This is a genomic window from Pseudomonas izuensis (genome assembly GCF_009861505.1).
Classification (GTDB): domain Bacteria; phylum Pseudomonadota; class Gammaproteobacteria; order Pseudomonadales; family Pseudomonadaceae; genus Aquipseudomonas; species Aquipseudomonas izuensis.
Genome location: NZ_WTFT01000026.1, coordinates 20,600 through 41,469 on the forward strand (window position 1 = coordinate 20,600; position 20,870 = coordinate 41,469).

The 20,870-nt window shown below is 60.3% G+C and carries 21 protein-coding genes; 8 read left to right on the forward strand and 13 right to left on the reverse strand.

Annotation, left to right across the window (positions count from 1 at the left end):
* Window positions 1-82 precede the first annotated feature (82 nt).
* From GPL81_RS21065 to GPL81_RS21085, 5 genes are all read left to right on the forward strand, one after another.
* On the forward strand, window positions 83-1,240 hold the full coding sequence (locus GPL81_RS21065; RefSeq protein WP_160108306.1) for a D-alanyl-D-alanine carboxypeptidase family protein: 1,158 nt from the start codon (window positions 83-85) through the stop codon (window positions 1,238-1,240).
* A gap of 85 nt (window positions 1,241-1,325) precedes the next feature.
* On the forward strand, window positions 1,326-1,601 hold the full coding sequence (locus GPL81_RS21070; protein ID WP_093229879.1) for a DUF493 domain-containing protein: 276 nt from the start codon (window positions 1,326-1,328) through the stop codon (window positions 1,599-1,601).
* Entirely contained in the window at window positions 1,601-2,248 is a 648-nt protein-coding gene (gene lipB, locus GPL81_RS21075; protein ID WP_121105787.1) for a lipoyl(octanoyl) transferase LipB, read from the forward strand. Before GPL81_RS21070 ends, lipB begins: the two co-directional genes overlap by 1 nt.
* Window position 2,249: 1 nt before the next feature.
* Window positions 2,250-3,272 (forward strand): lipoyl synthase, encoded by a 1,023-nt coding sequence (gene lipA / locus GPL81_RS21080; RefSeq protein WP_121105785.1) that lies wholly within the window; start codon window positions 2,250-2,252, stop codon window positions 3,270-3,272.
* 174 nt (window positions 3,273-3,446) lie between these two features.
* Window positions 3,447-4,397 (forward strand): S66 peptidase family protein, encoded by a 951-nt coding sequence (locus tag GPL81_RS21085; protein ID WP_160108307.1) that lies wholly within the window; start codon window positions 3,447-3,449, stop codon window positions 4,395-4,397.
* Window positions 4,398-4,489: 92 nt separating this feature from the next.
* Here GPL81_RS21085 and GPL81_RS21090 read toward each other — a convergent pair whose 3' ends face one another.
* The 5 genes from GPL81_RS21090 to leuS all read right to left on the reverse strand — a co-directional run bounded on the left by GPL81_RS21090 (window position 4,490) and on the right by leuS (window position 10,602).
* Entirely contained in the window at window positions 4,490-5,812 is a 1,323-nt protein-coding gene (locus tag GPL81_RS21090; RefSeq protein WP_096514904.1) for a lytic murein transglycosylase, read from the reverse strand.
* 63 nt (window positions 5,813-5,875) lie between these two features.
* A complete protein-coding gene (gene arfA / locus GPL81_RS21095) occupies window positions 5,876-6,040 on the reverse strand; it encodes an alternative ribosome rescue factor ArfA (protein ID WP_003176285.1) in 165 nt (54 codons plus the stop codon).
* Between the two features lie 184 nt (window positions 6,041-6,224).
* On the reverse strand, window positions 6,225-7,262 hold the full coding sequence (gene holA / locus GPL81_RS21100; RefSeq protein ID WP_096514906.1) for a DNA polymerase III subunit delta: 1,038 nt from the start codon (window positions 7,260-7,262) through the stop codon (window positions 6,225-6,227).
* A 39-nt stretch (window positions 7,263-7,301) separates the two neighbouring features.
* Complete coding sequence (locus tag GPL81_RS21105) at window positions 7,302-7,907, reverse strand: LPS-assembly lipoprotein LptE (RefSeq protein WP_160108308.1); 606 nt, start codon at window positions 7,905-7,907, stop codon at window positions 7,302-7,304.
* A gap of 88 nt (window positions 7,908-7,995) precedes the next feature.
* Window positions 7,996-10,602: a leucine--tRNA ligase gene (leuS, locus tag GPL81_RS21110; protein ID WP_160108309.1), complete on the reverse strand. Its 2,607-nt coding sequence runs from the start codon at window positions 10,600-10,602 to the stop codon at window positions 7,996-7,998.
* 280 nt (window positions 10,603-10,882) lie between these two features.
* Between leuS and GPL81_RS21115 the strand changes: the two genes are divergently transcribed.
* Together GPL81_RS21115 and GPL81_RS21120 are read left to right on the forward strand one after the other, a co-directional pair.
* Window positions 10,883-11,203, forward strand: a complete 321-nt coding sequence (locus GPL81_RS21115) for a hypothetical protein (protein ID WP_096514910.1) — start codon at window positions 10,883-10,885, stop codon at window positions 11,201-11,203.
* Between the two features lie 105 nt (window positions 11,204-11,308).
* Window positions 11,309-12,070: a YdcF family protein gene (locus GPL81_RS21120; RefSeq protein WP_160108310.1), complete on the forward strand. Its 762-nt coding sequence runs from the start codon at window positions 11,309-11,311 to the stop codon at window positions 12,068-12,070.
* A gap of 117 nt (window positions 12,071-12,187) precedes the next feature.
* Here GPL81_RS21120 and lnt read toward each other — a convergent pair whose 3' ends face one another.
* The 5 genes from lnt to miaB all read right to left on the reverse strand — a co-directional run bounded on the left by lnt (window position 12,188) and on the right by miaB (window position 17,580).
* Window positions 12,188-13,711, reverse strand: a complete 1,524-nt coding sequence (gene lnt, locus GPL81_RS21125) for an apolipoprotein N-acyltransferase (protein WP_160108311.1) — start codon at window positions 13,709-13,711, stop codon at window positions 12,188-12,190.
* 15 nt (window positions 13,712-13,726) lie between these two features.
* Window positions 13,727-14,566: a CorC family transporter gene (locus tag GPL81_RS21130; protein ID WP_095197255.1), complete on the reverse strand. Its 840-nt coding sequence runs from the start codon at window positions 14,564-14,566 to the stop codon at window positions 13,727-13,729.
* 5 nt (window positions 14,567-14,571) lie between these two features.
* The gene (gene ybeY / locus GPL81_RS21135; protein ID WP_160108312.1) at window positions 14,572-15,066 is read right to left on the reverse strand and encodes an rRNA maturation RNase YbeY; all 495 of its coding nucleotides are present in this window, start codon (window positions 15,064-15,066) and stop codon (window positions 14,572-14,574) included.
* On the reverse strand, window positions 15,059-16,063 hold the full coding sequence (locus tag GPL81_RS21140) for a PhoH family protein (protein WP_096514920.1): 1,005 nt from the start codon (window positions 16,061-16,063) through the stop codon (window positions 15,059-15,061). The genes ybeY and GPL81_RS21140 overlap by 8 nt, the downstream gene beginning before the upstream one ends.
* Window positions 16,064-16,251: 188 nt before the next feature.
* The gene (miaB, locus tag GPL81_RS21145; RefSeq protein ID WP_160108313.1) at window positions 16,252-17,580 is read right to left on the reverse strand and encodes a tRNA (N6-isopentenyl adenosine(37)-C2)-methylthiotransferase MiaB; all 1,329 of its coding nucleotides are present in this window, start codon (window positions 17,578-17,580) and stop codon (window positions 16,252-16,254) included.
* A gap of 134 nt (window positions 17,581-17,714) precedes the next feature.
* Between miaB and GPL81_RS21150 the strand changes: the two genes are divergently transcribed.
* Complete coding sequence (locus GPL81_RS21150) at window positions 17,715-18,044, forward strand: DUF1820 family protein (RefSeq protein ID WP_003185742.1); 330 nt, start codon at window positions 17,715-17,717, stop codon at window positions 18,042-18,044.
* A gap of 113 nt (window positions 18,045-18,157) precedes the next feature.
* On the opposite strand, the gene GPL81_RS21155 is transcribed toward GPL81_RS21150, so the two are convergent.
* The 3 genes from GPL81_RS21155 to thiE form a co-directional block, all read right to left on the reverse strand.
* Window positions 18,158-18,712 carry a tetratricopeptide repeat protein gene (locus GPL81_RS21155; protein WP_096514924.1) on the reverse strand — a complete coding sequence of 185 codons (555 nt, stop codon included), beginning with the start codon at window positions 18,710-18,712 and terminating at the stop codon, window positions 18,158-18,160.
* A 225-nt stretch (window positions 18,713-18,937) separates the two neighbouring features.
* Window positions 18,938-20,221, reverse strand: a complete 1,284-nt coding sequence (hemL, locus tag GPL81_RS21160) for a glutamate-1-semialdehyde 2,1-aminomutase (protein WP_160108314.1) — start codon at window positions 20,219-20,221, stop codon at window positions 18,938-18,940.
* Window positions 20,222-20,231: 10 nt separating this feature from the next.
* The gene (gene thiE, locus GPL81_RS21165; RefSeq protein WP_096514928.1) at window positions 20,232-20,855 is read right to left on the reverse strand and encodes a thiamine phosphate synthase; all 624 of its coding nucleotides are present in this window, start codon (window positions 20,853-20,855) and stop codon (window positions 20,232-20,234) included.
* Between the last annotated feature and the right edge of the window lie 15 nt (window positions 20,856-20,870).

Consider the following 20,870-nt stretch of genomic DNA (forward strand, 5'->3'; position numbering starts at 1 on the left):
CTGAATACGCGATGGCCCGTTAGAAGGCCGTCTGAATAGTTTTGCCATCGGGCAAGTTTCCATTAGCGATTTCGAGAGACGGATGAACATCACCACCTTTGCCAAACGCCTGTGCCTTTTAGTCCCGCTGCTGCTCTCACCTGCCGCGTTCGCGGTCGAGATGATGCCGTCGCCACCGCAATTGGCCGCCAAGGCCTACGTGCTCATGGACGCCAGCAGCGGCAACGTGCTGGTCGAAAACAATGGTGACCAGCGTCTGCCGCCAGCCAGCCTGACCAAGCTGATGACAGCGTACATCGCGACCCTGGAAATCCGTCGCGGCCAGATCGGTGAAAACGATCCGGTGACCATCAGCGAAAACGCCTGGCGCACCGGCGGTTCGCGGATGTTCATCAAGGTCGGCTCGCAGGTGACCGTCAGCGACTTGCTGCACGGCATCATCATCCAGTCGGGCAACGACGCCAGTGTGGCAGTTGCCGAGCACATCGCCGGCAGCGAAGACGCGTTCGCCGACCTGATGAACAAAACCGTTGCCGACCTGGGCATGACCAACACCCACTTCATGAACCCGACCGGTCTGCCGAACCCTGAGCACTACTCGTCGGCTCATGACATGGCCGTGCTGGCTCGCGCGATCATCCACGAAGATCCGGCTCACTACGCGATCTACTCGCAGAAAGAGTTCTTCTGGAACGGCATCAAGCAACCGAACCGCAACCTGCTGCTGTGGCGCGACAAGACGGTCGATGGCCTGAAAACCGGTCACACCGACGAAGCGGGCTACTGCATGGTGTCTTCGGCCGTACGTGATGGCATGCGCCTGATCGCGGTGGTGTTCGGCACCAACAGCGAAGTGGCTCGCGCCGCTGAAACCCAAAAGCTGCTGACTTATGGCTTCCGTTTCTTCGAAACCCAGACCTTCTATCAGAAAGGCACCGAGCTGGCTCAGGCACCTGTCTGGAAGGGCGCTACCAACCAGGTCAAGGCCGGTCTGGCTGAAGACCTGACCATGACCCTGCCAAAAGGCCAGCTGAAAAAGCTCGCCGCGAGCATGACCATGAACCCGCAACTGGTTGCGCCAATCGCCAAGGGCGACGTGATCGGTAAAGTCGAAGTCAAACTGGACGACAAGGTGGTGCACAGCGCTAACCTGATCGCTCTGGATGCCGTCGAAGAGGGTGGTATCTTCCGTCGCATGTGGGATAGCATCCGTCTATTCTTCTACGGCTTGTTCAACTGATAGTGTGCACCTGCATGGCCTCCGCGCTGATCCGGCTCGGGGCCATGCCCGTCGCCACGGCTTACGCTTACGAGGCCGTTACGCCATGACCGATACCGAAGTAAAGGCGCCAAAGATCGAATTTCCCCAGACTGATTATCCGGTTAAGGTGATTTGCGATACGGGCGCAGGCAACAAGGACAAGATCATCGAAATCGTCAAGAAGTACGCGACGATCAACGATACACGTGTCGATGAGCGTCAAAGCAGCAACGGCAAGTACACCACCATTCAGTTGCACATCGTCGCGACCGACCAGGACCAGCTGTACAACATAAACAGCTTTCTGCGGGCTACCGGTTTCGTGCACATGGTGCTGTGATGTCCGGCACGCTGGGCTTTCGCGAACTTGGCCAGATGGCTTACGAGCCGGTCTGGCATGCCATGCAGCGCTTCACCAACGAACGCGGCAGCGATGCCGCCGACGAGATCTGGCTGGTCGAGCACCCCCCGGTGTTTACCCAGGGCCAGGCGGGCAAGGCCGAGCATTTGCTGCTGCCGGGAGATATCCCGGTGGTGCAGGTCGATCGCGGTGGCCAAGTGACCTATCACGGTCCCGGGCAATTGGTGGCCTACCTGTTGCTGGACGTACGCAAGCTGGGTTTCGGCGTACGTGACCTGGTCACCCGCATGGAGTCGTGCCTGATCGAGCTGCTCGCCAGCTATGGCGTGACCGCCGCGGCCAAGCCGGATGCCCCGGGTGTCTACGTCAACGGCGCGAAAATCGCGTCTCTGGGTCTGCGGATCCGCCACGGTTGTTCCTTTCATGGCCTGGCCCTGAACGTGGACATGAACCTGGAACCGTTTCGACGGATTAATCCCTGCGGCTACGCCGGGCTGGCGATGACCCAGCTGAGCGATCACGCAGGATCGATTGAATTTGCCGAGGTTAGTGCCCGGCTGCGTGCGCAGCTCGTCAAACACCTCGACTATGCTGAGCAGACGACCCTCACGGGCGGAATCGACTGATATGACTACTGATGCAGTGCAAACCGTAATCCCGACGCTCGATGTGTCCGAGCGCCCGGCCCCGCGTCCCAAGGTTGAAGCCGGCGTAAAGCTGCGCGGCGCCGAGAAGGTTGCACGCATCCCGGTAAAGATCATTCCGACCACTGAGCTGCCGAAAAAGCCTGACTGGATTCGAGTGCGCATTCCGGTCTCTCCGGAAGTCGACCGCATCAAGGCGCTGTTGCGCAAACACAAGCTGCACAGCGTGTGCGAAGAGGCCTCCTGCCCGAACCTGGGCGAGTGCTTCTCCGGCGGCACCGCGACCTTCATGATCATGGGCGACATCTGCACCCGTCGCTGCCCGTTCTGCGACGTCGGCCACGGCCGTCCGAAGCCACTGGACGTCAACGAGCCGGAGAGCCTGGCCATCGCCATCGCCGACCTGCGCCTGAAGTACGTGGTCATCACCTCGGTGGACCGCGACGACCTGCGCGACGGCGGTGCCCAGCATTTCGCCGACTGCATCCGTGAAATCCGCAAACTGTCGCCGAACGTGCAGCTCGAAACCCTGGTTCCGGACTACCGTGGCCGCATGGACATCGCCCTGGAAATCACCGCCGCCGAGCCGCCGGATGTGTTCAACCACAACCTGGAAACCGTGCCACGCCTGTACAAGGCTGCGCGTCCGGGTTCGGACTACCAGTGGTCGCTGACCCTGCTGCAACGCTTCAAGCAGATGATGCCGCACATTCCAACCAAGTCCGGCCTGATGCTGGGTCTGGGCGAGACCGACGACGAAGTCATCGAAGTCATGAAGCGTATGCGCGAGCACGACATCGACATGCTGACCCTGGGCCAGTACTTGCAGCCATCCCGCAGCCACTTGCCGGTGCAACGCTTCGTGCACCCGGACACCTTCGCCTGGTTCGCCGAGGAAGGTTACAAGATGGGCTTCAAGAACGTCGCTTCCGGTCCGCTGGTGCGTTCCTCGTACCATGCTGATGAGCAGGCAAAACTGGTCAAGGCCGAGCTGATGTCGTCCTGATCGATTGCCAGTCATGAAAAACGCCCGCAAGGCTTTCAGTCTTGCGGGCATTTTTTTGCATTGCCTACGGCAATGACCGCCGTTTCCTGCAACCATCAGGGCGACAAACCCTCTTCTGTTTGTCCCCGTTCCTGACTACTGTGTGTTGAAGTATTCAACCAGGGAGATTCATGGATGACCGTTCGACCGTCCCACACCCTTTGTCCTCACACTCCGGTTCCGGCCTTGCCGTCGCAGGGGCTGATCGGTGTCATCGCGCCGGCCGGTCCCGCGCCGCTGGACACCGATAAAGCGGTGCAATGGATGCGCGCGCGGGGTTATTCACTGAAGATTTTTCCTGGCGTCTACGAGAAGAATGGCTACCTGGCTGGCAGTGACGAGGTGCGGCTCAATGATCTGCATGCCGCGTTCGCCGACTGCGAGGTCGATGCCATCATTTGCCTGCGAGGTGGTTACGGCACTCCGAGGTTACTCGATCGCATTGATTTCGAACTGCTGCGCAACAACGCCAAGCCGTTCATTGGCTACAGCGACATCACTGCGCTGCATCTGGCGATCAGTCGTTATGCAGGCTTCGTGACTTTCCATGGTCCACTACTCAATGCGGACCTGCTGGGGGACAAGCAAAAACCCACCGAATCTTCGTTTTTCAACATGCTGCGCGGGCAGTTGAAGGCGGGCAGTGTGTTGGCACACCCCATGGCCTATCCACTGACGACGATCGAACCAGGCATCGCCCACGGGCGCTTGCTGGGCGGTAATCTGTCGATAATCGCCGCGACCATGGGCACGCCTTACGAACTCGATGCCGAGGGTGTCATCCTGTTTATCGAGGACATCAATGAGCCGCTGTATCGAATCGATCGATTGCTGACTCACCTGCGGCTGGCCGGCACGCTGGGCAAGTTGCGTGGTGTGCTGGTGGGGGACATGGCCGGGGTTGAGGTGCCTGCGCTTGAACGATTGCTCAAAGAGACATTCGAGCCGTTGCGGATTCCGGTGTTGTCCGGGTGGCGCAGCGGGCATTGTGACCCGAACCTGACATTGCCTATGGGGGCGCTGGTCAGGCTGGATGCGGGGAGCAAGGAGTTGGTGTTGGAGCAGGATGTGGTGATCAAGTCTTAACGCTTGGTTGTCTGACAGTCAGCCTTCGCTGGCAAGCCAGCTCCTACAGGGGGCGCGCATTCCTGTAGGAGCTGGCTTGCCAGCGAAGCTTCTTAACGGTTACGCAGGCCTTCGAGCAACTTGTGCGTCGGATAACCGTCCGCCGGCCAGCCAAACGACTGTTGTGCGCTGCGGATCGCTTTGCGTGTATTGGCGCCGATAATGCCGTCCGCGGTGCCCGCATCGTAGTTCTGCGCACTCAACAGGTTTTGCAGTTCGATACGTTCGGTGCGGCTCAACGGCAAATCATCTTTGGGCCACGTCCCGCTAATCAAGCCCGCACCATGGAAGCGCTCGGACAACAAGCCGACCGCCAATGCGTAGGACGACGAGTTGTTGTACTTGAGGATCGCACGGAAGTTATCGAGTACCAGGAACGCCGGACCGCGATAACCGGCCGGCAGCAGCAACGCCGCAGACAATTGCTCGGAGCCCGCCGGAACCTGGCTGCCGTTGGGCAGCATGACACCGATTTGCCGCCATTCGGCGACGCTCTTGCGAATAGTACCGTCGGCCAACATATAGTTGAAATTGCCCGGCAGCTGAACTTCGAAACCCCACGGCTGGCCCTTCTGCCAGCCAGAGCTTTGCAGGTAGTGCGCAGTCGAGGCCAGGGCGTCGGTTGAGCTGCCCCAGATGTCGCGACGACCATCGCCATCGAAGTCCACGGCGTGGGTGTTGTAGGTGGTCGGGATGAATTGGGTCTGGCCCATGGCGCCGGCCCAGGAGCCGAGCATTTTCTCGGGTTCGATATCACCCTGTTGCAGAATCTGCAGCGCGGCGATCAATTGCGCATGGGCGAAAGCCGGGCGCCGGCCTTCGTAGGCCAGGGTGGCCAGCGAGTTGATCACTGACTTGTTGCCCTGGAACTGGCCGAAATTACTTTCCATGCCCCACACCGCGACCAATGCCTCGCGGTCGACGCCGTAGCGTTGCTCGATGCTTTGCAGGATGGCGGCGTTCTCGCTGACCAACGACTGACCTTTGCGTACCCGCAGCGGCGACAGGGCACCGTCGAGGTATTCCCACACCGGCCGGGCGAATTCCGGCTGGCTGCGATCGGCACGAATCACGCTGGGGTCGAAGCTGACATTGGCGAAGGCCCGATCAAACAAATCGGCACGAATACCGGCGGCCAGGGCATCCTTTCGAAAGCCCGCCTGCCATTCGGCAAAGGTCTGGGTCGGCTGGATATCGAGGTTTTCGTCGCTCGGCACCACGGGCGCAACGACGGCAGGGGCGGTGGCGACAGGGGGTGTCTGAAGCGGCTGTGCGTCGGCGGCGGTGGGCTTTTCCGCGCAGGCGACTAGCAAAATGAGGCTGGAGGCAGCGATCAATTGGCGCAGGGGCCAACGACGGGAAAGACTAAGGGGCATGCACGGGTCCAGGGAAAACGAATCAGGTACAGACCTTAACATGTTGAGCGGATGCTTGCCTTTTCAGGCGGCCAGAAAGTAAGAAGCCTCCCAGCTATTAGACTGGAAGGCTTCGCGGCGGTAGCTGCCTTTGCCCTTGCCGGCTCGTTCCTGGCGGCTGCGGAACAGTGGCTGGGCGATGATGGATTTGGCCTTGTTTGGGCCATGTTTGGATGGCTTTTTGCTCATGATGGTTTCTCGCGAGTGAGTGGATATTGCGGGGCGAATCATCGGCCGAAGCTGGGGTTCTGTCTAGTCCCCACATTGTGTAGGACCTTTCTGACGTTCGCGGGCAAGCCCGCTCCCACAGAAGTTGCGCGGACCTGTGGGAGCGAGGCTTGCCCGCGAATGGCCGTTATGCAATTGAAGAGCCTTACTCGGCGGGCAACGACAACCGCTGGCCAGCCATCAACAGCGTCAACCGGCTCAAGCTCATCCACGGCGAACCGGCTGCTTGCCCCTTGATCTGCGCATCGATGCGCTGCGCTTCGAGCAGCAATTGCGCCCAGCGTTGCGCCGAATAGCGTTGCAGGGCTTTGCTCATCAGCGGTTTGCGCTTGTCCCAGACGGGTGGCCTGGCCTGACTGAAGGCTTTGTCCAGCGGCGTGCCCTGGCTGTATTGCAGGGAAATATTGGCCAGCAGACGCAGCTCCCTGGCCAGCGCCCAGAGAATCACCGGTGGTTCGACACCTTCACCGCGCAGCCCTTCGAGCATACGCAGGGCGTGGGCGGCTTCACCGTTGAGGATCGCATCGGTCAGTCCGAAGACATCGAAGCGCGCGCTGTCAGCCACCGCAGCCTGCACGGTTTCGACAGTGATCTGGCCTTCTTCGGCCATCAGCTTGAGCTTTTCGATTTCCTGGGCGGCAGCCAACAGGTTGCCCTCGACCCGGGCGGCGATCAGTTCGACGGCATCCTGTGTGGCGGACAGTCCGGCCTGGGACAAACGTTGGCGGATCCAGCTCGGCAACTGGCTGACATCCACCGGCCATATCTGCACGAACTGTGTCTGCTGGCCTTCGACCAGCGCCTTGCCCCACTTGGTTTTCTGTGCGCTGCCATCGAGCTTTGGCAGGCTGATCAGCAACACCGTGTCTTCGGCCGGTCGCGAGCAGTATTCAATGAGCGCGGCGGCACCTTTGTCACCCGGTTTGCCCGAGGGCAGGCGCAGTTCAAGCAAGCGCTTCTCAGCGAACAGCGACATGCTGGCACCGGCCTGCAGCAACGTACCCCAGTCGAAACTGGCGTCGGCGGCAAAAACCTGGCGCTCATCGAAGCCCTGTTGACGGGCGGCGGCGCGGATGGCGTCGGCGGCTTCCTGACACAGCAAGGGGTCATCGCCACTGATCACATAGACCGGCGCGAGGGCACCTTGCAGGTGTTTGCCGAGTTGGGCGGGAGCGAGCTTCATAAGAGAGGGCGAACGGGGCGCCTGAACGCCCCGTAAGTCTTACTGCCGCGGCAGTTCGATAGGCGACTGGCGCGGTGTATCCGCTTCAGCCTTGCGCGCCGCTTCCAGTGCTGCGGCATCTGCCTTGGCTTTGGCCTCGGCAGTCTGCTGCAACTGCTCCAATTGAGTTGGAGTGATCTGTTGCAGGCGCAGCATCATGCGCTGTACCAGCTCGCGATGCATTTCCCGGCGGGCATCGGCAGCCTCCTGGTCGGAACCCACCAGGTTGTTGCCGTCATGAATGAAGACCTTCCCGACTTCAAGCTTGTCAGCCATCAGGGTCAGGTTGCCGTGGCTGAGGATGCTGTAGTTAAGCACGGTGTTCATTTGATATTCGCCAGTACGACCGGCACCCGCGTAGCTGAGGATACGCTGGGTTTCCTGCTCATCCGTCAGCACAAGCTTGTACGGTGCGCCGGAATAGACCTTGACGCCGCTGCTATCGAGTACCTGACGCAGTTGCGTCACAGTTTCGCCATAGGCGTTGCGGGCGCTCAGGTCGATTTCCTTGATCGCCAGTTCGGTGGTGCCGGTGCCGCGCAGCTGGAAACCGCAGGCGCTCAGCAGGACCGCAAGGCCCATCACCAGCAAGTTGCGTTTGATCATTGTGTTGCTCCCCTTGAAACCATGTGGGCCGATCTTGCGGCCCGAAAGGTTTAACGCGGCGCCAGGCTTGACCTGGCGCCTGATCCCATTAGCTGGCGACGATATTGACCAGTTTTCCGGGTACCACAATCACTTTGCGAATGGTCAGACCGTCCACGAAACGCAGCACGTTCTCGTTGGCCCGTGCGGCGGCTTCGACTTCTTCGCGGCTGGCGCTGGCCGGCATTTCGATGTGGCCGCGCAGCTTGCCGTTGACCTGAATCACCAGTTGCAGGCTGTCCTGTACCAGTGCGCTTTCGTCCAGCACTGGCCAGGCGGCGTCGATCACCGGATCGGCGTGACCCAGTCGGCTCCACAGTTCGTGGCTGATGTGCGGGGTGATCGGTGCCAGCAGCAACGTCACGGTTTCCAGACCTTCCTGAACCAGCGCGCGATCCTGTTCGGTGCTCTGTGCGGCTTTTTCCAGCACGTTCATCAGCGTCATCACCTGGGCGATGGCGGTGTTGAACTTGTGGTTCTGGCCGACGTCGTGGCTGGCTTGCTTGATGGCCTGGTGGATCGAGCGGCGAATGGCTTTCTGCTCGTCGTTCAGGCTGGCAACGTCCAGTTTGCCCGGCAGGCCCTGAGTGACGTGCGCTTGAGCCAGGCGCCAGACGCGCTTGAGGAAACGGTGCGAACCTTCCACGCCGGAGTCGGACCATTCCGCGCTCATGTCAGGTGGCGAGGCGAACATCATGAACAGGCGGCAGGTATCAGCACCGAACTGGTCGATCATCGACTGTGGGTCGACGCCGTTGTTCTTCGACTTGGCCATCTTCTCGGTGCCGCCGATTTCAACCGGCAGGCCGTCGGCGATCAGCTTGGCGCTGATGACCTTGGCCTTGCTGTCGCGCTCGAGTTCGACGTCCGCCGGGTTGAACCAGGTGTAGGCACCATTGGCTTCGCGACGATAGTAAGTCTCGGCGATCACCATGCCCTGGGTCAGCAGGTTCTTGAAGGGCTCGTTGGAGCTCACCAGGCCTTCGTCACGCATCAGTTTGTGGAAGAAACGTGCGTAAAGCAGGTGAAGGATGGCGTGTTCGATGCCGCCGATGTATTGGTCCACCGGCAACCAGTGGTCGGCTGCCGATTTTTCCACCAGGCCGCCTTCATAGCGCGGCGAGGCATAGCGCGCGTAGTACCAGGAGGACTCGACGAAGGTGTCCATGGTGTCGGTTTCACGCTTGGCAGGCTGGCCGCATTTCGGGCAGCTGCATTCGTAGAACTCGGGCATGCGCGCCAGTGGCGAACCGGCGCCATCGGGCACGACGTCTTCCGGCAGCACGACCGGCAGTTGATCTTCCGGCACCGGCACGTCACCGCAGGTTTTGCAGTGGATGATCGGGATCGGGCAGCCCCAGTAGCGTTGACGGCTGATGCCCCAGTCGCGCAGGCGGAACTGGGTGCGAGAAGCGCCAAGGTTCTTCTTGATCAGCGCCACTTCGATGGCGTCGAAAGCGCCGGCGAAGTCGAGGCCGTCGAATTCGCCGGAGTTGATCAGCGTACCGTGCTCGCCGTAGGCGTCCTGCCACGGTGCCGGGTTGGTCTCACCGGAGCTGGTGCGTACCACGGACTTGACCGGCAGGTTGTATTTGGTGGCGAATTCGAAATCACGCTCATCGTGCGCCGGAACCGCCATGACCGCGCCATCGCCGTAGTGCATCAGCACGTAGTTGGCGACCCATACCGGCAGCTTTTCGCCGGTCAGCGGGTGCTCGACGAACAGGCCGGTCGGCAGGCCTTTTTTCTCCTGGGTGGCGACGTCGGCTTCGGCGACGCTGCCGCTTTTGCATTCGGCGATGAACGCTTGCAGCTCAGGATTGTTCCGGGCAGCCAGGGTGGCCAGGTGGTGTTCGGCGGCCACGGCGACGTAGGTTGCGCCCATCAGGGTATCCGGACGGGTGGTGAAGACCTTCATCGTACCGGTTTCGCCAATGGAATCGACGTTGTACGGGAACTGCACTTCCATGCCGCGGGACTTGCCGATCCAGTTGCGCTGCATGGTCTTGACCTGTTCAGGCCAGCCAGTCAACTCGTCGAGGCTCTCCAGCAGCTCATCCGCGTAGGCGGTGATCTTGAAGTAGTACATCGGGATTTCGCGCTTTTCGATCAGCGCGCCGGAACGCCAGCCGCGTCCGTCGATTACCTGCTCGTTGGCCAGAACGGTCTGGTCGACCGGGTCCCAGTTCACGGTGCCGCTTTTTTTGTAAATCACGCCTTTTTCGAACAGGCGAGTGAACAGCCATTGTTCCCAGCGATAGTAGTCAGGCTTGCAGGTGGTCACTTCGCGCGACCAGTCCACCGCCAGGCCCAGGCTGCGCAGCTGGGTTTTCATGTAGGCGATGTTTTCGTAGGTCCACTTGGCGGGCGCTACGTTGTTCTTCATCGCGGCGTTTTCCGCCGGCATGCCGAAGGCGTCCCAACCCATGGGTTGCAGGACGTTCTTGCCTTGCATGCGCTGATAGCGGGAGATCACGTCGCCGATGGTGTAGTTGCGCACGTGCCCCATGTGTAGCTTGCCGCTGGGGTAAGGGAACATCGACAGGCAGTAGTAAGTCTCCTTGCCTGGCTGTTCACTGACTTCAAAGGACTTTTGCTCGTCCCAGAACGACTGGGCGGCGGCTTCGATTTCACGGGGCTGATATTGTTCGTGCATGGCTACTTTTGAACTGAATAGGGGTGGCCTAATCCTCTTCAATGCAACGCTGGACGATGAAGGCGCCAATTCGGCGTTTCGGTGTCCAGGCGAGCTGGAAGTGGAGTTACAGGAAGCGTCGTAGCATACATGACCGCACTCGACCGAGGGAAACCCTGATTACTGCCACGCGTCTCGCCAAAACCGCTGCGAGGGCCGTTGGTCGCGGCGTTCAGCCGGTTTGTGCATGGAGGCTAAGCTCTAACTGGGGAGTAGGTCTTATCTTCCAATGAGGTGAGGGATGGTTGAGTCACGGCAAAAAGCTACAAAACCGGAGCTGTACGAAAGACTGATCGATCGTCTGGGCATGGCCCTGGAAGCGGCAAAAACCGCTGGTCGGCTGCGCGACGAACGCCCACTGGAACTGGAGCTGCGCGGCCTGAGCCCCGCAGAGTTTGCTCTGGTCAAGGCGTATCTGGATCGCAGTGAACGTGAGACGCACGGATGCTTGTCTGAAGCAGTGAAGCAACTCGACGCACCACGTTCGGCCAAGATCATCTGGCTCAAGGACAAGGCACCCGGCAGAGACGCGGTAAAGGTCCGGTCGCTGCAGTGCAAATAGGGCACAGAGCCATGCTCCATGATTTTCTGAAGCATAGTCCTTCCGTATTGATTGTCGCATTGTGTCATTCCACATAGGCTTCGGGCATCTTCAAGGGGATGCCTGATGCCTTTTCGTTATTTCGTGAAACAACTTCTCTTGCCGCCAGGCATTCTGTTGCTGCTGCTTTTGCTTGCCTGGTACTTGCGCCGCTCAAGACCACGGCTTGCCAGCGTCTGCTTTGCCCTCGGGTTGGGCGGTTTCTGGCTGATGAGCCTGCCGATTGTGGTGCAATGGAGCGCCGCACTACTGGAGCGTGAACCGCCGTTGGCGCTCGAGGAGTGGGTGACGTTGGGGCAGCACGCGGATGCGATCGTGGTGCTGGGTTCGGGCCGCGAGCGGGGCGATCTGGCGTGGGGTGAAGATCAGCCAACGGGCCTGGGCCTGGAGCGTCAGCGCTATGCAGCACGTCTGGCCAAGGCCTCGGGCTTGCCGATTCTGACCAGCGGCGGCCTGCATTACGGCACTCCGCCAACCGAAGCAAAATTGATGGCTGATTCGTTGCGCGATGATTTCGGCGTTTCCGTGCGTTGGCAGGAGGGGCGTAGCCGCACGACCTGGGAGAATGCGCAGCTCAGTGCCGAGGTGTTATTGCCCGAAGGCATCAAGCGTGTGGTGCTCGTGACTCAGGCCTGGCACATGCCGCGAGCGGTCTGGAGTTTTCGCAAGGCCGGGTTTGAAGTGGTGCCTGCGCCAATGGGATTTCTGGGTACCGACGACAACGGCAAGCCACTGGGCGGCTGGATGCCGGAAATCAACGCGATCTGGCGTAGCGGGCAGTTGATAAACGAGGCGGTGGGACAGGTGGGGTATTCGTTGTTTTATTGATAATCCAATGATTACGGTCTTTCTGTAGGAGCCGGCTTGCCGGCGAAAGGGGTGGCGCCTTCGCTGCGGTGCGGCGATCCGACAAGCCAGCTCCTACACGTCTCATGCATCATCGGTTCAGACGGTTTTGGCCATCCGGTTCGCCACCAGCGCCCAGCCAAACAACAACACGCAGACAATGATCAATGGCCACGAACGCCATTGTAGGTAAGGCGTCAGGTTGTGCATCGGCACGACGTCACCGTACAGGATGCCGCGTTCGAATTGCGGGATCTGCGCCGTGATCTGGCCGAACGGGTTGATCAGGCCGGTTACGCCGTTATTGGTGGCCCGGATCATCCAGCGGCCGGCTTCCAATGCGCGCATCTGTGCCATTTGCAAATGTTGCAATGGACCGATGGACGTACCAAACCAGGTGTCATTACTGATGGTCAGCAGCAGTTCGCTTTGTGCGGCGAGGCCGGCGGCAAACTCCGGATACACCACTTCGTAGCAGATGAACGGTGCGATCTGGTAGCCCTTGGCTTGCAACATGGCCTGATCGGCGGGGCCGCGAGCGAAGTCCGACATTGGCAGGTCGAAGAACGCAATCAATCCCCGCAACACATCTTGCAGTGGAACGTACTCGCCGAACGGCACCAGTTTCTGTTTGAGGTAGGTGCCATCGCCTTCACCTACCACGGTTATGCCGTTGAAGAAGCGTTTCTCATGACGAACGACTTCCCTGATCGGTACACCGGTAATCATTGCCGAATCCCGTTCGGCGGCGAATTTGCCCATCATGTCCAGGTAGCCTTCAGCTGACTCCTTGAGCACCGGGATCGCGGTTTCCGGCCAGATCAACAGGTCTACACGCTTGGAGCTGAAGCTCATGTCGCGGTACAGCGCCAACTGGGCATTGAGCTGGGCCGGGTCCCATTTCATGCTCTGTTCGATGTTGCCCTGAATGGCCGCGACGCTCAGCGGCGCGCCCGCCGGGCTGGTCCATGCATGATGCTTGAGCGCCATGCCGGCCACCCATGGGCCGACCAGCAGCAGGGCGCCGAGTACGATGAAACCTTTGCGGCCACTGCGGACCAGGCGCAAACCGTTGTAAACCAGCGCGGCGGTCAGGGCCAGCGTGAAGGAAATCAGCCACATGCCGCCGACGGGGGCAAGCCCGGTCAAGGGGCCGTCGAGCTGGCTGTAACCGGAATAAAGCCATGGGAAACCGGTCAGGAACCAGCCACGGAACGCTTCCTGGCCAACCCAGAGTGCCGCGAAAGCCAAGGCGTCGGCCAGTGGCGCTTCGTTGCGCCGTAGCCAACGCGCCCAGAGCCAGGCCGGGAGGGCGAAGAACCAGGCAATTGCCGCGGTGAATATCAGCATCAGGAACCCGGCCAGCAGGACCGAGGCGCCGCCGAAATGGTGGATGCTGTAGTAGATCCAGCTGGTTCCGGCGCCGAACAGGCCGAAGCCGAAGCACCAGCCCCGACCCAGGGCCTGACGCGGGCTCAGTTCACGCAGGCCGGCATAGAACAACCCGACGGCCAGCAAGGCCAATGGCCAGATATTAAACGGCGCCAGGGCCAGGGTGGTGATTGCACCGGCCGCCACGGCCAGCAGGTTACCGGGCCAGCCGGGGCGGGTTATCCAGCGCATTTCAATCCTTAGTTTTTACCGGGCGATAGGCGTCAGGCGCAGCAAATGAATTCGGCGACTGTCCGCATTGAGGATGCGGAAACGATAGGTGCCGATTTCAGTGATTTCGTTACGCTTTGGCAAGTGTCCGAATGCGCTCATCACCAGGCCGCCAACGGTGTCGAACTCATCGTCAGAGAATTCGCTGTCGAAGAATTCGTTGAAGTTTTCGATCGGTGTCAGGGCCTTGATCAGGAAATCACCGCTGGGCAGCGGCTTGATGTAGCTGTCTTCTTCGACGTCGTGCTCGTCTTCGATGTCGCCGACGATCTGCTCCAGCACGTCTTCAATGGTCACCAGGCCTGCCACGCCGCCGTACTCATCGATGACGATGGCCATGTGGTTGTGGTTGGCGCGGAACTCGCGCAGCAACACGTTCAGGCGCTTGGATTCCGGCACGAAGGTGGCCGGGCGCAGCAGATCCTTGATGTTGAAGTGGTCGCCGTTCTCCTTGAGGATCAGCGGCAGCAAGTCCTTGGCCAGCAACACGCCCATCACGTCATCGTGGCTTTCGCCGATCACCGGGTAGCGGGAGTGGGCCGAGTCGACGACGGCAGGCAGGAACTCGCGGGGTGTCTGGGTCGCCTTGATGCTGATCATCTGCGAGCGCGGGACCATGATGTCCCGTACCTGCAGGTCAGCCACCTGAATGGCGCCTTCGACGATGGCCAGCGCTTCGCTGTCCAGCAGTTTGTTCTGGTGTGCATCGCGCAGCAGCTCCAGCAGCTCCTGGCGGTTCTTCGGCTCGTGGGCAAAAGCCTGGGTGAGCTTACCCAGCCAGGACTTCTGCCCGTTGCTCGATCGATCTTCGCTCATAGCGATTACTCTGAATCCTTTGTTGTGGCGGTTGGGGAGGTTTCGGTTTCGTCGTCCGCGTACGGATCGGGATAGCCCAGTTCTGCAAGCAATGCCCGTTCCAGTGCTTCCATTTCTTCGGCTTCCTCATCATCTATGTGGTCGTAACCGAGTAGATGCAAGCAGCCGTGAATCACCAGGTGTGCCCAATGGGCCTTGAGTTCCTTGCCCTGTTCGGCAGCTTCGCGCTCGACCACGGCGACGCAGATCACCAGGTCGCCCAGCAACGGGATGTCGAGAAACTCGTCCGGCACATCGGCAGGGAATGACAATACGTTAGTGGCATAATCCTTCTGCCGCCAGGTGTGGTTCAGCTCGCGGCCTTCGGCTTCGTCGACCAGTCGAATGGTCATTTCGGAGTCGGCGGTGCGCTGGCGCAGGGCCAGTTCACACCACTGGCGGAAATCGGCTTCGCTGGGGGCGGGTGCTTCGGTCGCGATTTGCAGGTCAAGCTCAAGCATCGCGGCGGTTGTCCTTTGGTGCTTCATCAGCCACACGATTTTCGAAGCGCTCATAGGCTTCGACAATGCGCTGCACCAACGGATGGCGCACGACGTCCTTGGGCTGGAAGTGGGTGAAACTGATGCCTGGCACGTCTTTCAACACTTCGATCACGTGATGCAAACCGGATTTGGTGCCTCGTGGCAGGTCGACCTGGGTGATGTCACCGGTGATGACGGCCGTTGAGCCGAAGCCGATCCGGGTCAGGAACATCTTCATTTGCTCGACGGTGGTGTTCTGGCTTTCGTCGAGGATGATGAAACTGTTGTTCAGCGTACGACCACGCATGTAGGCCAGCGGCGCGACTTCGATGACCTGGCGCTCGATCAGCTTGGCCACATGTTCGAAACCGAGCATTTCGTAGAGCGCATCGTAGAGCGGGCGCAGGTACGGATCGATTTTCTGGGACAGGTCGCCAGGCAGGAAGCCGAGTTTTTCTCCCGCTTCGACAGCCGGGCGCACCAGCAGGATGCGACGGATCTGCTCGCGTTCCAGGGCGTCCACCGCGCAGGCAACAGCCAGATAGGTCTTGCCGGTACCGGCCGGGCCAATGCCGAAGTTGATGTCGTTACCGAGGATTTCCTTCACGTAGCGCTGCTGATTCACGCCGCGTGGGCGAATCATGCCTTTTTTGGTGCGCAGGGCGACGGAGGCGTCGGCGGGCGAATGGTTGTCCAGCTCTTCGACAGCGGATTCCTGCAGGAACAGGTGAACCATGTCCGGCGACAGCTCGGTACCCTTGGTTTCCCGGTACAGGCGGCGCAGGAGGTTTTCCGCGGAGGTGGTGTGTTTACGCTCGCCGATCAGTTCGAACTGGTTGCCGCGATTGCGGATCTCGATGGTCAGGCGCTGTTCGATCAAGCGCAAGTGCTCGTCGAATTGCCCGCACAGATTGGCGAAACGGCGAGCCTCAAAAGGCTCGAGGATGAAACGATGTGGTTCGATGGGTGCGTTCAAGGTCGTATTTAGCCGCCCTGGGGCAATAGTGATGAAATCAAGGATAACGCCAGTGGCCTGGGTGCGAAAGCTCTTAAATATTCCTGTAGGAGCAAAGCTTGCTCGCGATGAACGATAACGCCATCTGTCCGGCGGACCGCGGCGTGGCAATCGCGAGCAAGCTTTGCTCCTACAGGGGAGGTACGGTGTTATTGGATCAGCGAGCCCCGCAACGAATGTGGCTGCGCGGCATCAATGTGCACATCGGCGAACTGGCCGATCAAGGTCGGATTGTCGCAGCGGAAGTTGACGATACGGTTATTTTCGGTGCGGCCTTGCAACTCGCCGGGGTCTTTTTTCGAGTAGTCGGTGACCAGGATGCGCTGGATCGAACCGACCATTTGTCGGCTGATTTCGAAACCTTGCTGGTTCAAGCGATGTTGCAGGGCATTCAGGCGTTCTTTTTTCAACGCTTCCGGCGTGTCATCGGCCAGATCGGCAGCCGGTGTTCCGGGACGCTGGCTGTAGACGAACGAGTAGGAGAAGTCGAAGCCGACGTCCTGGATAAGCTTCATGGTCTGTTCGAAGTCTTTTTCGGTCTCACCCGGGAAGCCGACGATGAAATCCGAGCTGATGCAAATGCCAGGCACGGCGGCCCGCAGCTTGCGCAGTTTGGATTTGTACTCAAGTGCGGTGTGGTTGCGCTTCATCGCGGCCAGGATCCGGTCCGAACCCGATTGCACCGGCAAGTGCAGGTGTTTCACCAGTTCGGGGACCTCGGCATGGGCCTGGATCAGGCTGTCGGAGAATTCCAGCGGGTGCGAAGTGGTGTAGCGGATGCGGTCGATGCCATCGATGGCCGCGACCACCCGGATCAGCTCGGCCAGATCGGCCAGGCGACCGTCATGGGTGGTGCCGCGATAACCATTGACGTTCTGACCCAGCAGCGTCACTTCGCGCACGCCATTTTCGGCCAGGTGAATGATCTCGGCGATCACATCGTCGAACGGGCGGCTGACTTCTTCGCCTCGGGTATAGGGCACCACGCAGAAGGTGCAGTACTTGCTGCAACCTTCCATCACCGACACGTAGGCACTCGGGCCGTCGATGCGCGGCTCGGGCAAGTGGTCGAATTTTTCGATTTCCGGGAACGAAACATCGACCTGCGGCAACTTGCTGGTGCGCGCGGCGTCGATCATTTCCGGCAAGCGGTGCAGGGTTTGCGGGCCGAACACCACGTCGACATAGGGCGCGCGATCGCGGATGGCGGCGCCTTCCTGGCTGGCCACGCAACCGCCGACGGCAATCACCATGTCCGGATTGGCCAGTTTCAGTTCGCGCCAGCGGCCGAGCTGCGAGTAGACGCGATCCTGGGCGCGCTCGCGGATCGAGCAGGTGTTGAGCAGGATCACGTCGGCATCTTCTGCCCGAGCAGTGACTTCCAGGGCCTGGTGTTCGCCCAGCAGATCGACCATGCGCGAGCTGTCGTACTCGTTCATCTGGCAACCGTGGGTTTCGATGTAAAGCTTCTTGGCCATGGAAAAGGGTCATCACGTGATTCGAAGAACCGCGCATTATAGGGAACATGTTCCCAGGTTCCTACCGCTGTGCGTCCGGTGGCTATGCTATAGTTCGCGCCCTCATTTTTACCCCGATGTGTTGTCCGCCCGCCATGACCAAACGCGAAGCTCCAATCTACAAGGTGATTTTCCTCAACCAGGGCCAGGTGTTCGAAATGTACGCCAAGCAGATCTATCAGAGTGATCTGTGGGGCTTCCTGGAAGTGGAAGAGTTCGTCTTTGGCGAGCGCACGCAAGTGGTCGTCGATCCGAGCGAAGAGAAGCTCAAGGCGCAATTCGAAGGTGTCGTGCGCAGTTTCGTACCGATGCATTCGATCGTGCGCATCGATGAAGTCGAGCGCCTGGGCACCCCGAAAATCAGCGAAGCCCGCGGTGCGGTCGGCAATGTGATGCCGTTTCCGATGCCGATGCCTGAGAAATAGGGCTCAAGACCGAGTCGACCCAATCGCGAGCAAGCTTTGCTCCCACAGGACGGTGTTACTCCTCTGTAGGAGCAAAGCTTGCTCGCGATGGCGTCAGAAAGGTTGGTAAAAAACTAGGGAAGAGGCGAAAACGGCGTACGCCCATCGGCGCTCTGCAGTTCCATCAGGTATTTGCGGAAAATTTGCCCAAGCACCTGGGTGGCGACTTCGAGCTCTTCGCGGGGCATTTTCTCGGTGACTTCGTCGGCGGTGTCCAGCGCATCTTCAGCGCCGTTGACCGCGGCCATTTTCAACAGGATGTACGCCTGGACGTTATTGGCCGGGACTCCTTCGCCGTGGAAGAACATGGTGCCGAGTTTGAATTGCGCCTGGGCATGGCCTTGCAGCGAGGCCTTTTCGAAGTAGCTCAGGGCTTGATTGAGGTCGCGCGGCGCGTTTTTGCCTTCGTAGTAGAACTCACCCAACTCGTATTGCGCTTGCGCATCCCCTTCATCCGACGCTTTCTGACAGGCGGCCAACGCCTGTGCCAGGTCTTGCGGCTGGGTATTGAGGGTGCAGCGACCCATCGCTGGGATTAACAACGAGTTACCGCCTGCTTGTGCGAGCGCGAGCAGGGGCTGAAGGAGCAACAGGCAGCCCAGTGAAAGGGCGCGGCCGGTGCGGTTCATGGGAATCGACTTACCTCTGAAGGGCGCGCGGACCCATCGAGGGGATCCAATAAGCGCGCATTATGAAATAAGCAGGGCCAACCTTACAAAGTCTTTACTCGTTTTTCTGCTGCACGGGAAATATATCGCCCACTTTGCTGGAGATTATTGGCAGATGAGTAGGAAAAAGCGCTGGGGTGTAGGTGAAAGCTGACGCTGGCGATGGCCAACGTCAGCGCTGCAGCATTATTTCAAGGCAGCGAATGCGCGCTCGGCGGCATCCAGGGTCAGTTTCAGTTCGGCTTCGCCGTGGGCGATCGAGGTGAAGCCGGCTTCGAAGGCGCTCGGTGCCAGGTACACACCCCCTTCCAGCATCAGGTGGAAGAAACGGCCGAACAGGGCGGCGTCACTGGCCATGACGTCATCGAAAGTCACGATGTCGTCGGCACCGCTGAAGTACAGACCGAACATGCCACCGGCCTGGGTGGTCACGAACGGAATGCCCGCCGCATCGGCACGCACTTGCAGGCCGTCGAGCAGGCGTGTGGTGTAGTCGGTCAATTCGGCGTGGAAGCCCGGACGGCTGATCAGGCGCAGAGTGGTGAGGCCGGCGGCCATTGCCAGCGGGTTACCCGACAGTGTGCCGGCCTGGTAAACCGGGCCGAGCGGAGCAATGCGCGACATGATTTCGCGCTTGCCGCCGAAGCAGCCCACCGGCATACCGCCACCGATGATCTTGCCGAAGGTGGTCAGGTCCGGCGTCACGCCGTAGTGCGCCTGGGCGCCGCCGAGGGCGACACGGAAACCGGTCATCACTTCGTCGAAGATCAGTACCACGCCATGCTTGTCGCACAAAGTGCGCAAGCCTTCGAGGAAACCGGGGGCCGGTGGTACGCAGTTCATGTTGCCGGCTACTGGCTCGACGATGATGCAAGCCACGTCCTGGCCGACTTCGGCAAGCATGCTTTCAACGGCGTCGATGTCGTTGAACGGCAGGGTCAGGGTGTGTTTGGCGAAGGCCGCCGGTACGCCGGCCGAGCTCGGGACGCCTTGAGTCAGTGCGCCGGAGCCGGCCTTGACCAGTAGGCTGTCGGAGTGGCCGTGGTAGCAGCCTTCGAACTTGATGATGCTGTCGCGGCCGGTGAAACCACGGGCCAGGCGGATGGCGCTCATGGTCGCTTCGGTGCCGGAGCTGACCATGCGCACCATTTCCATCGACGGCACCAGCGAGCAAACCAGATCAGCCATCTGGGTTTCCATCTCGGTCGGTGCGCCGTAGGACAGTCCGTGCTCAAGCTGTTTGCGCACGGCGTCCAGCACATCCGGATGGCTGTGACCGAGGATCATCGGGCCCCAGGACCCGACGTAATCCACATAGCGCTTGTCGTCCTCGTCAGTGACGTAGGCGCCTTCGGCGTGCTTGAAGAACAACGGCGTGCCGCCGACGCTCTTGAACGCGCGAACCGGCGAGTTCACGCCACCGGGAATGTGTTTCTGGGCATTGGCAAACAGCGTTTCGGAACGAGACATGATCGGGCTCTCAGACTTTTAATAATTCATTGAATGCACGGGCGCGGCGGGTCACCTCAGCCGCGCTCTGGGCGCCAAACAGGCCATGCACCACGGCCAGCAGATCGACCCCGTGAGCCACCAGCGGGGCGGCATTGTCCAGGGTGATGCCGCCAATCGCGCATATCGGCAGGTGCAGCTGCTGGCGGGCCTGGTCGAGCAGTTCGAGGCTGCAGGTCGGGGCGCCGGGCTTGGTGTTGGAATTGAAGAAGCGGCCGAAGGCGACGTAACTGGCGCCTTCTTTGGCGGCCTGTTCGGCGAGTTCGAGTTGCGCGTGGCAAGTCGATCCGATGATGGCCCTGGAGCCGAGCAGCGCACGGGCCGGGGTCAGCGGGCCGTCGGTCTGTCCCAGGTGCACGCCGACGTTCAGGCGTGCGGCCAGTTCAGCGTCATCATTGATGATCAACCGGGTGTTGTAGCGTTCGCACAAGTCACGCAAGGCTTCGGCTTCACGCAGACGACGGGCTTCGTCACTGCTCTTGTCGCGGTATTGCAACAGGGTGACGCCGCCTTGCAGCGCCGCCTCCACGTACTCGAGCAATTTACCGTCCAGTAGATGGCTGTCGGTAATGGCGTACAGGCCACGTAATTTCATCGGACAGCCCTCATG

Bases quoted from the DNA above. Each gene is read 5' to 3' on its own strand.
- lipA (WP_121105785.1), top strand. From the start codon at position 2,250: ATGACTACTGATGCAGTGCAAACCGTAATCCCGACGCTCGATGTGTCC.
- GPL81_RS21065 (WP_160108306.1), top strand. From the start codon at position 83: ATGAACATCACCACCTTTGCCAAACGCCTGTGCCTTTTAGTCCCGCTG.
- GPL81_RS21085 (WP_160108307.1), top strand. From the start codon at position 3,447: ATGACCGTTCGACCGTCCCACACCCTTTGTCCTCACACTCCGGTTCCG.
- thiE (WP_096514928.1), bottom strand. From the start codon at position 20,855: ATGAAATTACGTGGCCTGTACGCCATTACCGACAGCCATCTACTGGAC.
- GPL81_RS21115 (WP_096514910.1), top strand. From the start codon at position 10,883: ATGGTTGAGTCACGGCAAAAAGCTACAAAACCGGAGCTGTACGAAAGA.
- GPL81_RS21155 (WP_096514924.1), bottom strand. From the start codon at position 18,712: ATGAACCGCACCGGCCGCGCCCTTTCACTGGGCTGCCTGTTGCTCCTT.
- holA (WP_096514906.1), bottom strand. From the start codon at position 7,262: ATGAAGCTCGCTCCCGCCCAACTCGGCAAACACCTGCAAGGTGCCCTC.
- leuS (WP_160108309.1), bottom strand. From the start codon at position 10,602: ATGCACGAACAATATCAGCCCCGTGAAATCGAAGCCGCCGCCCAGTCG.
- GPL81_RS21090 (WP_096514904.1), bottom strand. From the start codon at position 5,812: ATGCCCCTTAGTCTTTCCCGTCGTTGGCCCCTGCGCCAATTGATCGCT.
- arfA (WP_003176285.1), bottom strand. From the start codon at position 6,040: ATGAGCAAAAAGCCATCCAAACATGGCCCAAACAAGGCCAAATCCATC.
- hemL (WP_160108314.1), bottom strand. From the start codon at position 20,221: ATGTCTCGTTCCGAAACGCTGTTTGCCAATGCCCAGAAACACATTCCC.
- GPL81_RS21120 (WP_160108310.1), top strand. From the start codon at position 11,309: ATGCCTTTTCGTTATTTCGTGAAACAACTTCTCTTGCCGCCAGGCATT.
- lipB (WP_121105787.1), top strand. From the start codon at position 1,601: ATGTCCGGCACGCTGGGCTTTCGCGAACTTGGCCAGATGGCTTACGAG.
- ybeY (WP_160108312.1), bottom strand. From the start codon at position 15,066: ATGCTTGAGCTTGACCTGCAAATCGCGACCGAAGCACCCGCCCCCAGC.
- GPL81_RS21070 (WP_093229879.1), top strand. From the start codon at position 1,326: ATGACCGATACCGAAGTAAAGGCGCCAAAGATCGAATTTCCCCAGACT.
- GPL81_RS21150 (WP_003185742.1), top strand. From the start codon at position 17,715: ATGACCAAACGCGAAGCTCCAATCTACAAGGTGATTTTCCTCAACCAG.
- GPL81_RS21105 (WP_160108308.1), bottom strand. From the start codon at position 7,907: ATGATCAAACGCAACTTGCTGGTGATGGGCCTTGCGGTCCTGCTGAGC.
- miaB (WP_160108313.1), bottom strand. From the start codon at position 17,580: ATGGCCAAGAAGCTTTACATCGAAACCCACGGTTGCCAGATGAACGAG.
- lnt (WP_160108311.1), bottom strand. From the start codon at position 13,711: ATGCGCTGGATAACCCGCCCCGGCTGGCCCGGTAACCTGCTGGCCGTG.
- GPL81_RS21130 (WP_095197255.1), bottom strand. From the start codon at position 14,566: ATGAGCGAAGATCGATCGAGCAACGGGCAGAAGTCCTGGCTGGGTAAG.